Consider the following 11240-nt stretch of genomic DNA (forward strand, 5'->3'; position numbering starts at 1 on the left):
GTGCTCCCTCACTATTCTTCTTTTTTACTTCAATACCCGATCTTATGTTGCGACCGGCAGGATTAATTGCGGGTCTGGCAAGCGGGGCATTCTGGGTCGCGGCGCAGGTTTAGTTGTCGCACATCCATACTCAGACCATCAATAATAAGTAGACGGCCCACCAAGGCCTCACCCATACCGGTTATACACTTTAGTGTCTCGAGTGCTTGCATACTGCCCATCATGCCCACGATAGGTGCAAGCACGCCGCTTTCCGAGCAGTTCAAAGCGGCATCGTCCGCCTCATGATAAAGACAGCGGTAACAAGGCGAGTCATTGCGCCTAAAATCAAATACGCTTAATTGTGCCTCACCGCGAATCGCAGCCCCCGATACCAGCGGCCGGCGCGCTGCGAGGCAGGCGCTATTTAATGCAAAGCGGGTACTGAAGTTATCGCTAGCGTCCACCACCACATCGACACACTTAACCGCCTCTAGCAGCGTATCACCCGCCAAACGCACATTCATAACGTTGAGTTTGGTGCCTGAATTAATGGCCGCAATACTAGCGGCCACCGACTCAGCTTTGAAACTGCCCACATCCGCTTCACCATGGGCAATTTGACGCTGCAAGTTACTTAATTCAACCTTGTCATCGTCGGCCAAATGCAATTCACCAACACCTGATGCAGCAAGATATAAAGCCGCAGGGCATCCGAGGCCGCCCATTCCGACAATCAACACCTTACTATTTAATAAGGCTTGCTGACCGTCGATGTCTAAATCTGGCAACAGAATATGGCGGCTATAACGCAGTAATTGCTCGTCATTCATCATTGCCACATCCCCCAGCTAATTCGCTCATTGCCACCGTAGTCGACTTGCGAGCCAACGCCTACGAAGCCCCGCTCGCGCAAACATTCACGCACAAGCTCAGCCTGATTGTAACCATGCTCAAGCAATAACTTACCGCCTGACTCTAAGTAGTCGGGGGCAGCACTAATAATGCGTTGTAAATCAGCCATGCCGCCATCCTCAGCAACCAGCGCTGATTTCGGCTCAAAGCGAACATCACCCTCAATTAAATGGGGATCTTGCGGATCAATATACGGGGGGTTGCTCACAATGAGGTGAAAACGCTGCGCGGGTATCGACTCAAACCAGTGTGAACACATTAGCTGTACATGATTAAGCTTGAGGGTGTTGCGATTCTGTTCGGCCAAGGTTAATACCTCGGCTGAAAAATCTGTAGCTAGTACGACTGCATCAGCTCTTTCAGATGCTATGGCCAAGGCGATTGCGCCAGTGCCAGTGCCTAGATCTAAAACACGCGGAGCCCGCTGCCCGTCAAGCATATCTATCGCCCGCTCAACCAAGCATTCGGTATCTGGCCGGGGAATTAAGGTCAGCGGTGATACCGCCAAGCGCAGCGACCAAAAATCTCGCTCACACAAGATATGGGCTATCGGCTCGCCCGCAATACGACGATCTAATAAAGCGAGGAATTGCTGCTCTTGCGAAGCTTCGAGCTCACGCTCTGGCCAACTGTAAAGATAGCTGCGCGGCTTGGCGATGCAATGACATAGCAGCAGCGCGACGTCTAAATCCGGCGTGTCGCTAACACCACGCAGCTGCTGCCGTTTTGCCATCGCCGCTGCAATGGTCAATCCGCTGGCAGCAAGGGACCCGGTCATTATTCCGCCAATGCCGCCAGAAGATCAGCCTGATATTCCTGACGCAAAGGCGACACCACGCAGTCGACATCGCCTTGCACAAACTCGTCCAATTTATACAGGGTTAAATTGATACGGTGATCGGTAACCCGACCCTGCGGGAAATTATAGGTGCGAATACGCTCCGAGCGATCTCCGCTTCCCACCAAATTCCGGCGCTCGGTTGCTTGATCTGCCTGCAGTTTGCTGCTCGCGGCGTCGTTAACCTTAGCGGCTAGCAAGGACATTGCCCGCGCCTTATTCTTATGCTGCGAACGCTCGTCCTGGCACTCAACGACGATACCAGTGGGAATGTGCACAATACGCACCGCCGAGTCAGTGGTGTTGACGTGCTGACCACCGGCGCCACTTGAGCGAAAGGTGTCGATTCGCAAATCGCCCTTATTAAGCTCGATGTGGTCAGCCTCTTCTGGCTCAGCCATAACCGCAACCGTGCATGCCGACGTGTGGATACGACCCTGCGATTCGGTTTCTGGCACGCGTTGAACACGGTGCGCGCCGGACTCAAACTTGAGATGACCGTACACTTCCTGCCCCGCCACGCGGCTAATAATCTCCTTAAAGCCGCCGTGTTCGCCGTGTCGCTCGCTAAGCACTTCCACTCGCCAACCTTTACGCTCGGCGTAACGGGAATACATGCGAAACAGATCCCCCGCAAAAATGGCGGCTTCATCACCGCCAGTACCGGCGCGAATTTCCAAAAACACGTTGTGGGAATCGTTAGGATCGCGGGGCAGCAATAAGGTTTGCAGCTCTAACTCTAAAGCCTCTAACTTTTCCTTGGCCGACGAGACCTCTTCTTCAGCCATAGCGCGCATGTCGGCGTCATCTTCCGACAGCATTGCCGTCGCCTCGGCCAAGTCTTCTGTTATCTGCCGATAACGACCGTAGGCTTCCACGACTGGCTCAATTTCAGCGTACTCTTTCGACAAACCGCGAAAGCGATCCTGATTGGCAATAATTTCACCGTCGCTCAACAAGGCGCCTATCTCTTCGTAACGATCAAGCAAATTGTCGAGTTTAATGACAATGGAGGCCTTCATATTTTCTCACTTGGTTGTTTAGGGTCTTGTGCTTACGAATCACTGTCTTTTAGTTGAAACAGTTCTCGTGCCCAATGAATAAGGTCTGTTCGCCCCTTGGCACCCGCTTCTTTTATTTGGGTGGTCGGGCTGTGTATCAATTTATTTGTTAAACCGCGCGCGAGCTGCTCCAGTACTTGTTCGGCGTCATCGCCCCGCGCCAAATTGCGCAGCGCGCGATCAAGCTCTGAGTCACGCAACTGTTCAGCCTTGGCGCGATAATCTCGTACCGTGCCGACCGCATCTCGCGTTTTCAACTGGGACTCCCACTCTCCCAGCGCCAGAGTAATGATATCCCCGGCCTTGAGCGCCTCACCTTGACGCGCGCGCTTGTTCTCTTCAACAATTTCGCGCAAATCATCGACGGTATAAAGGTATACGTCCGCCAACTCGGCAACCTGCGGCTCAATATCTCGCGGCACCGCAATATCAATCATCACCATTGGTCGGTGTTTACGCTTTTTTAAGGCACCCTCAACAGCGCCCTTGCCCAATATTGGGAGCTGGCTCGCCGTTGACGCAACTACTATATCGGCACCGACAAGGCTTTGCGGAATATCCGACAGCATAACGGCTTCAGCGCCAAACTTTTGCGCCAGTTCCCGAGCCCGTTCGAGGGTGCGGTTGGCAATGATAATGCGTTTTATGCCTTTATCGTGCAGGTGCCGCGCGACCAACTCGATGGTTTCACCGGCGCCAATCAATAAGGCCGTGCAGCTGCTCAGCGAAGAAAATACGTGTTGGGTTAAATTTACCGCCGCGTAGGCAACCGACACCGGGTTTGCCCCCACCGCCGTATCCGTTCGCACGCGTTTGGCGACGGAAAAAACATGGGCAAAAATCCGGTGCAATAAGCCGTTGGCGGTACCCGCCTCAACGGCAACCGCATAGGCAGATTTCATTTGCCCTAAAATTTGCGGCTCACCTAACACCATCGAATCCAAACCCGCGGCGACTTCCATCATATGCTTCAAGGCGCCATCGCGACGGTAATCGTAGAGACAGACACTCAGCTCAGCGTGGTCAATATGATGATACGCCGCCAGCCACTCCAAAATACTAGTCGCCACTACATCGCCATCATCATCAGCAATGCCATACAGCTCAGTGCGGTTACAGGTGGACAGAATCGCCAGCTCCGACACTCCCGTACTTAGCACCGCGTCCTTTAAAGCTTGCTGCATTTGCTCAGGCACAAACGCGACCCGCTCGCGAATCGAAACGGGGGCCGAATTGTGATTAATGCCAATTACGAGCAAATTCATTAGATGCCGAGTACCTGCATTTCCAGAGCGGAGCTAAAATAGCAGGGAATTTTAGCAAGACAGGGGCCAAATGTGGATTTTATTACCTGCTTTTACAAAACAATCTGCAGCTAGCACCCGCACTGCGAATTAAATACCTAGGTAACTGTCCTATTCAGCACCCTAACCACCAGCTGAGAGCCATGCTAACATTGGCCTTTAAACACGGTACCGACAACTACGCTATGCACCAAATCCTTACCAGCCTAATGCTGAGCCTAGCTATCCTCACCACCGGTGGCTGCGCAGCACTGACGTCCGAGCAAGAACCGTCGCCCACTGTTAAAAAGACCGCCAGTGCCAAGCCCGCGTTAGCAACACGCCCATTTCCAGAGGACGCTTTTTTTGATTTGCTGGTGGCCGAGGTCGCCCTGCGAAACCAAGACGTTGAAACCGCGCTGGACAATTACACCTATCAAGCGGAAAAAACCGGGGATTTGGGTGTCATCATTACGACTGCCAAATTAGCCCAATACCTCGACCGTGATGACATTGCCGCCACGTATGCCAAACTCTGGGTAGACCAAGAACCGGAGGCGGCAGAGGCGTACTTCATTTTATCGTCGTCACTCGCCAAGAGCCAAAACCCACTTACCGCCCTGCCGTATATGGTCAAAGTACTTGAGCTAGGCGGCGACAGTAACTTCGCCGCCTTAGCCGCCACCGTGCTTGGACGAACTGAGAGCGAACAACTTGAATTTCTCGATGAGCTCAATCGCCAGCTTAAACTACACCCTGGCGACAACTCGCTAAAAATTGCCAAGGCGCTAATACTGCAGTACAAAAAGCAGGAAGAGTCCGCCCTGATACTTGTCCGCGAAGTATTAAATGAAGAGCCCGACAACCCCCATGCGCTCCTCATCGAAACACGCACGCTTAGCCAACTCGGCCGCGACGAAGAAGCACTGACCAGACTGCGCTATGCCGTCGATCAAAATCCCCACCACAAACGCCTGCGCCACGACCTCGCTCGCCGCCTTGTGAAAGTCGACTTGTTTCAGGCCAAGGCGCAATATGAAGAACTAGGAAGACAAAACCCGAACGACCGCGATCTGCTGCTCGAACTCATGCTTATTAATCGCGAGTTAAGCAACACCGCCGAGGTCGCAGAACAACTTAAGTCGCTTAACGACACGCCAGAACTTCGCAGCCGCGCCAATTATATTCTTGGCAGACTGGACGAAGAAGATCAAAACTGGCCCCAGGCGATAGAGCATTACTTGCAAGCTACCGGCAGCGAAGAATTCAATCAATCGAGTCAGCGAATCGCCAGTATCAGTCTTGCCGTCGAAGGTATCGATAAAGCCTTGGCGCGACTCAAAGCCCTGCGCCTAAACCATCCGGAACAAACCATCCATATCTATCTGCTTGAGGCTGAAATCTTACGCAAAGAAACCCGCTACCAAACAGGTTATGACTTACTCAGTGAGGCGCTAAACCGCTATCCTGACGATGAACAACTTAGGTACGCGAGGTCATTATTTAGCGAAAGGCTCGGCAATATTGACGCTGTAGAAAGCGATTTACAGTATATTATCGACCGCGACCCCAAGAACGCAACGGCGCTGAATGCGCTTGGTTATAGCTTGGCCAATCTTAGCTCACGCCTGGACGAGGCGGAGCAACTGGTTAAGCGCGCGCTGGAAATTGAGCCCGACGACCCAGCGATTATCGACAGCTATGGCTGGATAATGCTTCTGAAAGGCAACCTTAACGAAGCGGTCTTACTGCTAGAAAGAGCATTCAAACAAACACAGGATCATGAGATCGCAGCACATTTCGGTGAGGCGCTGTGGTTAACTGGCGACAAGGAACGCGCAAAAGCCGTTTGGAAAGCGGGCTTACAAGACACACCCAACAGCCCAATCATTCTCGACACACTGCGCAAACTAAATCTTTTCAATGAGTAAGTTAATTATGCCCACATCGCTCATATTGCGAAGCCTTGCCCTAATAGCAACACTGCTCATCGGCGCCTGCGCAACTCCGCCAAAGCCGCCAATCAATAGCGAATCTGAAACCTGGCAGTTACAGGGTAAAATCGGCCTTTGGTATAACAACAAACAGGAAAGCGCGACGATTGACTGGTCGCAATGTAATGCTGAGCGCGGCCGAATCCGCCTGAGCGGACCGCTAGGCTCGGGCGGCATTGAGTTATCTGCAGACCAAGCAGGCGCTACCTTAATACAGAACGGCGAAACCACTCACGCAGACAGCATCGAAGAACTTGCCAGTCGCGCCGAGTGGCCACTGCCAGTTGACGCTCTGCGCTATTGGGTAAGAGGTCGCCCCACCCCCACCGAAAAATTAGATGGTCGCGTAAATACCAACGGTCAATTAGAAGAGCTGGCACAAATTGGCTGGCAAATCACGTATCAATACCGCACGCCATTTCACCAACTGCCCAATAGAATTACCGCCAACTCAGCCAATACCAAGCTGACACTAATCGTTAGTGAGTGGCTGGACCTGCCTAAACTCTGTCGCGAATAATGCAAACACTTAGCCTTCCCTGCCCCGCAAAAATTAATTTATTTCTAAAGATCACCGGCCGTCGTCCAGACGGCTATCACGAGCTGCAAACTCTGTTTCAATTGTTGGATTACGGCGACACCCTGACCCTCAAACACCGCGACGACGACAAAATTCGCCTCCTCAGTGAACTAAGTGGCGTAAATTCAGAAGATAATTTAGTGGTTCGCGCCGCTCGCAAACTGCAAGCCTATAGCAAGCACATCGCCTGCGGCGCAGACATCCAATTAGACAAACGCCTGCCCTTAGGTGGCGGTATCGGCGGCGGCAGCTCAGATGCCGCCAGCGCATTATTAGGGCTGAATAAGCTATGGCAGCTGGGTCTCAGCCTCGACACCTTGGCGGAGATTGGGCTTGAACTTGGCGCTGACGTTCCGGTATTTGTGCGTGGCAAAACCGCGTGGGCGGAGGGAATTGGCGAGAAATTAGAGCCACTGGAAACCCCTGAACTCTGGTATGTGGTGATAAAGCCCGACTGCCACGTCTCCACAGCAGAAATTTTTTGTCATGAACAATTGACACGCCATGACTCACCGATCAAAATAGCGACCTTTCTTGGGGGGGGTACCGGAAATAGTTGTGAACCGCTGGTTCGAAAACTATACCCAAAGATTGATAAAGCCTTGATTTGGCTGGAACAATTCTCTCCCGCGAAGCTAACTGGAACAGGCGCATGCGTGTTCGCCAGCTTCGAAGATCAGATAACAGCTCAGACTGTTTGCGAGCAGCGACCCGATGATATTCAGGGTTTTGTTGCCCGAGGTGTTAATACCTCGCCACTGCATCGTGCACTGGGCTTACTCTAGCAGGTTATCGTAAAAAGTTTATTGGGGTGTCGCCAAGTGGTAAGGCACTGGGTTTTGATCTCAGCATCCGTAGGTTCGAGTCCTACCACCCCAGCCATATTTAGACCATGCCGCCAAAAGCGGCATGTAATCAAAATCAGTCGCGTATAATAACGACCTGAATAAGCCTAGCTTGATATATAAGCGGCAACCACCTTATTTTTCAAAACACATGCCCAACAGGACTCTGACCGTGCCAAAGATGATGGTCTTCACCGGCAATGCCAATCCCGAACTCGCACGTAAAGTTGTTGAGCATTTGCACCTGCCCCTTGGCGATGCCACGGTAGGCAAGTTTAGCGACGGCGAAATTTACGTTGAGGTAAATGAAAACGTACGCGGCGCAGACGTCTTTCTTCTGCAACCGACCTGCGCACCGACCAATGACAATCTGATGGAACTCATCGTGATGGCAGACGCCATGCGCAGAGCCTCCGCTGGTCGTATTACCGCCGTGGTACCGTATTTTGGTTACGCTCGCCAGGATCGCCGCGTGCGCTCTCAGCGCGTGCCAATATCCGCCAAAGTCGTTGCCGACATGATGAGCGGCGTGGGCATTGACCGCGTACTAACCGTCGACTTGCACGCCGAGCAAATTCAGGGCTTCTTTGATGTGCCGGTAGACAATGTTTACGGTTCGCCCGTCCTGTTAGACGACATTAGTCGCCAGCAATACGAAAACCAAATGGTTGTGTCGCCAGATATCGGCGGTGTTGTTCGCGCCCGCGCTGTAGCCAAACAATTGGACGATGCCGACCTTGCCATTATCGACAAACGCCGCCCGCAAGCGGGTGTTGCTCAAGTCATGCATATCATCGGTGAAGTTCAAGGCAAAACCTGTTTGCTGGTCGATGACATGGTCGATACCGCCGGCACATTATGCAAAGCAGCAGAAGCGCTAAAGCAGCACGGTGCAGCAAAAGTTGTCGCTTACTGTACACATCCTGTATTATCCGGCGCCGCCATTAAGAATATCAATGGCTCTGAACTAGACGAACTGGTGGTTACCGACACCATTCCGCTGTCAGAAGAAGCTAAAAAGTGCACTAAAATTCGTCAGCTAACCCTGGCAAATCTACTGGCCGAGTCAATTCGACGGGTTAGTAATGAAGAGTCGATAAGCGCTCTGTTTCGTTAAATCATAACGATTTAACAACAGCGCCATCGACATTTACCGCCGCACTGGTCGCAAGTCGGCGGTTTTCGCGTTATTAAGGAGACTATTATGTCTAGCGATTACACAGTTAGCGCCAAAGCGCGCGCAGACGTAGGGAAAGGTGCGAGCCGCCGCCTGCGTCGTCTGGAAAATGAAGTACCAGCGATTGTTTACGGTGGCAGCAGCGCACCACAAATGATCAGCATTCTGCACAAAGATTTCTTGTGGTTCTTGGAAGATGAAGCCTTCTTCACTTCTGTCGTCACTTTAGACATCGATGGCAAAAAAGAATCTGTTGTACTTAAAGACTTGCAGCGCCACCCAGCAAAATTGAAACTGATCCATGCTGACTTTTTGCGTGTTGATGCCAACACCAAAATCACTCTGCACGTTCCGCTTCACTTCCTGAACGAAGATATCTGTGTTGGTGTTAAAACTCAGGGCGGCAACATTATTCACGCCGCAACTGATCTAGAAGTTCAGTGCTTACCAAAAGACCTACCAGAGTTCATTGAAGTGGACATGGCGTTGATTGAAACAGGCACTACCCTGCACATTTCTGACCTCACGCTACCTGCTGGCGTAGAAAGCCCAGCACTAGCACTAGGTGAAGATCACGACTTGGCTATTGCCACTGTACACGCGCCACGCGGCGCTAGCGACAGCAGCGATGACGAAGAAGAAGCTTCAGCAGAAGAGTAAGCTGACGGCCCTTAGGGGCCAACAGTAACAGGCGTCCCATTGGAAACGATAAAACTGATAGTAGGCTTGGCGAACCCCGGCCCACAATATCAAGATACACGTCACAATGCGGGCGCCTGGTTCGTTACAGAGCTTGCTCGGCAACAAGGCTGCACGCTATCTAGCGAATCTCGGTTCTACGGTGAAACTGCCAGAATCCAATATCAGGGCAGCGATCTCCGCCTTCTTATTCCAAGCACTTTCATGAATCGAAGCGGACAAGCCATTGCCGCACTCGCCAATTTTTATAAAATTGAGCCCGAATCCATACTTATTGCCCACGACGAACTGGATATTCCAGCCGGCAGCGCGCGCTATAAAAAAGGCGGCGGCCACGGTGGTCACAACGGTCTTCGCGACAGCGTCGCCCAACTCGGCAATAATAGTAATTTCCACAGATTAAGAATCGGCATCGGCCATCCCGGCCACGCGTCACAAGTCACCAATTATGTACTCGGCAAACCTTCCGCCGATGACCGTACAAGCATCGATCACTGTATCGATGAGGCACTGCGAACACTGCCCGACGCCGTAAACGGAGATTGGGCCAAAGCCATGAATCAACTGCACAGCTATAAACAAGGGTAATATCACATGGGTTTTAACTGCGGTATCGTCGGACTTCCAAACGTCGGCAAATCCACCCTCTTCAATGCCCTCACCAATGCAGGCATTGACGCGGCCAATTTCCCTTTCTGCACCATCGAGCCCAACTCCGGCATCGTCATGGTGCCAGACCCGCGCTTGCACGCGCTGGCAGAAATCGTGAAACCTGAGCGCATCATGCCTGCCACCATGGAGTTTGTTGACATTGCAGGCTTAGTTGCCGGCGCCTCAAAGGGTGAAGGCCTAGGCAATAAATTCCTCGCCAACATCCGTGAGACCGATGCCATCGCCCACGTTGTGCGCTGCTTTGAAGACGACAACATCATTCACGTCGCCAACAAAATTGACCCCGCCGCCGATATCGAGATTATCAATACCGAGCTCGCACTGGCCGATATGGAAAGTATCGATAAACAATTACAAAAAGTGGCTCGGGTCGCCAGAAGCGGCGACAAAGACGCTACCGTACTTAAAAACCTATACGAGAAGCTGCTCGCCCATCTAGACCAAGGCAAGCCCGTGCGCTCACTGAGTCTAGACGCCGACGAAATGGCCCGCACCCGCAGCCTGCACCTGCTCACCATCAAACCGACCATGTACATCGCCAACGTCAACGAAGAAGGCTTTGAAGACAACCCTCACCTAGACGTGCTGCGCGCCATCGCCGCCGAAGACGGCGCCATCGTGGTTCCGATTTGCAATAAACTCGAATCAGAAATTGCCGAACTAGACGACAGCGAAAAAGCCGAATTCCTCGCCGACCTGGGCATGGAAGAGCCCGGTCTAGATCGCGTGATTCGCGCCGGCTACCAATTACTCGGCCTGCAAACCTACTTCACCGCAGGCGTAAAAGAAGTTCGGGCTTGGACCATTCCCGTTGGCGCCACCGCCCCACAATCTGCAGGCGTAATCCACACCGACTTCGAAAAAGGCTTCATCCGCGCCGAAGTGATTGCCTATAACGACTACATACAATACAAAGGCGAACAAGGCACAAAAGACGCTGGAAAATGGCGCCTAGAAGGCAAAGACTACGTCGTAAAAGACGGCGACGTCGTCCATTTCCGCTTCAATGTGTAAAGCGAACTGATCCGCGCTTGACAAGGTGCGCCGATCCTTGGAAAATGCGCGCCTTCTCTCGTACGAGAGACTGTGGCAAGGTAGCTCAGTTGGTTAGAGCACAACACTCATAATGTTGGGGTCGGCGGTTCGAATCCGCCCCTTGCTACCATTATTCGAAAAGACCACCTAACGGTGGTTTTT

The 11240-nt window shown here is 52.3% G+C and carries 11 protein-coding genes and 2 tRNA genes; 9 read left to right on the top strand and 4 right to left on the bottom strand.

Annotated elements, in window-relative coordinates; all coding sequences use genetic code 11:
- Positions 1–62: 62 nt before the first annotated feature.
- The 4 genes from moeB to hemA are packed head-to-tail and all read right to left on the bottom strand — an operon-like array spanning position 63 to position 4058.
- Entirely contained in the window at positions 63–812 is a 750-nt protein-coding gene (gene moeB, locus AAC007_RS05925) for a molybdopterin-synthase adenylyltransferase MoeB (protein WP_339675386.1), read from the bottom strand.
- Positions 812–1672, bottom strand: coding sequence for a peptide chain release factor N(5)-glutamine methyltransferase (gene prmC, locus AAC007_RS05930; protein WP_339675224.1), 861 nt, complete (start codon positions 1670–1672; stop codon positions 812–814). Before prmC ends, moeB begins: the two co-directional genes overlap by 1 nt.
- Positions 1672–2754: a peptide chain release factor 1 gene (prfA, locus tag AAC007_RS05935; protein WP_295876096.1), complete on the bottom strand. Its 1083-nt coding sequence runs from the start codon at positions 2752–2754 to the stop codon at positions 1672–1674. Before prfA ends, prmC begins: the two co-directional genes overlap by 1 nt.
- 32 nt (positions 2755–2786) lie before the next feature.
- Entirely contained in the window at positions 2787–4058 is a 1272-nt protein-coding gene (gene hemA, locus AAC007_RS05940) for a glutamyl-tRNA reductase (protein ID WP_296435052.1), read from the bottom strand.
- A 182-nt stretch (positions 4059–4240) separates the two neighbouring features.
- Here hemA and AAC007_RS05945 point away from each other — a divergent pair, with 182 nt between their 5' ends.
- The 9 genes from AAC007_RS05945 (at position 4241) to AAC007_RS05985 (ending at position 11208) form a co-directional block, all read left to right on the top strand.
- Entirely contained in the window at positions 4241–6007 is a 1767-nt protein-coding gene (locus AAC007_RS05945) for a tetratricopeptide repeat protein (RefSeq protein ID WP_339675226.1), read from the top strand.
- Between the two features lie 7 nt (positions 6008–6014).
- Positions 6015–6590, top strand: coding sequence for a lipoprotein insertase outer membrane protein LolB (gene lolB / locus AAC007_RS05950; RefSeq protein WP_339675227.1), 576 nt, complete (start codon positions 6015–6017; stop codon positions 6588–6590).
- A complete protein-coding gene (ispE, locus tag AAC007_RS05955) occupies positions 6590–7435 on the top strand; it encodes a 4-(cytidine 5'-diphospho)-2-C-methyl-D-erythritol kinase (RefSeq protein ID WP_296435056.1) in 846 nt (281 codons plus the stop codon). The genes lolB and ispE overlap by 1 nt, the downstream gene beginning before the upstream one ends.
- A gap of 22 nt (positions 7436–7457) precedes the next feature.
- Positions 7458–7532, top strand: a tRNA-Gln gene (locus AAC007_RS05960).
- Between the two features lie 144 nt (positions 7533–7676).
- Positions 7677–8612 carry a ribose-phosphate diphosphokinase gene (locus AAC007_RS05965; protein WP_255558321.1) on the top strand — a complete coding sequence of 312 codons (936 nt, stop codon included), beginning with the start codon at positions 7677–7679 and terminating at the stop codon, positions 8610–8612.
- 87 nt (positions 8613–8699) lie between these two features.
- Positions 8700–9332, top strand: a complete 633-nt coding sequence (locus AAC007_RS05970; protein ID WP_339675229.1) for a 50S ribosomal protein L25/general stress protein Ctc — start codon at positions 8700–8702, stop codon at positions 9330–9332.
- Positions 9333–9371: 39 nt separating this feature from the next.
- On the top strand, positions 9372–9959 hold the full coding sequence (pth, locus tag AAC007_RS05975) for an aminoacyl-tRNA hydrolase (protein WP_296435057.1): 588 nt from the start codon (positions 9372–9374) through the stop codon (positions 9957–9959).
- A gap of 6 nt (positions 9960–9965) precedes the next feature.
- On the top strand, positions 9966–11057 hold the full coding sequence (ychF, locus tag AAC007_RS05980; RefSeq protein WP_295876116.1) for a redox-regulated ATPase YchF: 1092 nt from the start codon (positions 9966–9968) through the stop codon (positions 11055–11057).
- Positions 11058–11131: 74 nt separating this feature from the next.
- Positions 11132–11208: transfer RNA gene (locus AAC007_RS05985), tRNA-Met, on the top strand.
- Positions 11209–11240: the final 32 nt, after the last annotated feature.

This window comes from uncultured Zhongshania sp., from assembly GCF_963975605.1.
Taxonomy (GTDB): Bacteria; Pseudomonadota; Gammaproteobacteria; order Pseudomonadales; family Spongiibacteraceae; genus Spongiibacter; species Spongiibacter aquimaris.

What these genes read in the sequence shown, in the direction of transcription:
- moeB (WP_339675386.1), bottom strand. Translation starts at nt 812, where the DNA reads ATGAATGACGAGCAATTACTGCGTTATAGCCGCCATATTCTGTTGCCA.
- hemA (WP_296435052.1), bottom strand. Translation starts at nt 4,058, where the DNA reads ATGAATTTGCTCGTAATTGGCATTAATCACAATTCGGCCCCCGTTTCG.
- AAC007_RS05970 (WP_339675229.1), top strand. Translation starts at nt 8,700, where the DNA reads ATGTCTAGCGATTACACAGTTAGCGCCAAAGCGCGCGCAGACGTAGGG.
- prmC (WP_339675224.1), bottom strand. Translation starts at nt 1,672, where the DNA reads ATGACCGGGTCCCTTGCTGCCAGCGGATTGACCATTGCAGCGGCGATG.
- ispE (WP_296435056.1), top strand. Translation starts at nt 6,590, where the DNA reads ATGCAAACACTTAGCCTTCCCTGCCCCGCAAAAATTAATTTATTTCTA.
- AAC007_RS05945 (WP_339675226.1), top strand. Translation starts at nt 4,241, where the DNA reads ATGCTAACATTGGCCTTTAAACACGGTACCGACAACTACGCTATGCAC.
- lolB (WP_339675227.1), top strand. Translation starts at nt 6,015, where the DNA reads ATGCCCACATCGCTCATATTGCGAAGCCTTGCCCTAATAGCAACACTG.
- AAC007_RS05965 (WP_255558321.1), top strand. Translation starts at nt 7,677, where the DNA reads ATGATGGTCTTCACCGGCAATGCCAATCCCGAACTCGCACGTAAAGTT.
- prfA (WP_295876096.1), bottom strand. Translation starts at nt 2,754, where the DNA reads ATGAAGGCCTCCATTGTCATTAAACTCGACAATTTGCTTGATCGTTAC.
- ychF (WP_295876116.1), top strand. Translation starts at nt 9,966, where the DNA reads ATGGGTTTTAACTGCGGTATCGTCGGACTTCCAAACGTCGGCAAATCC.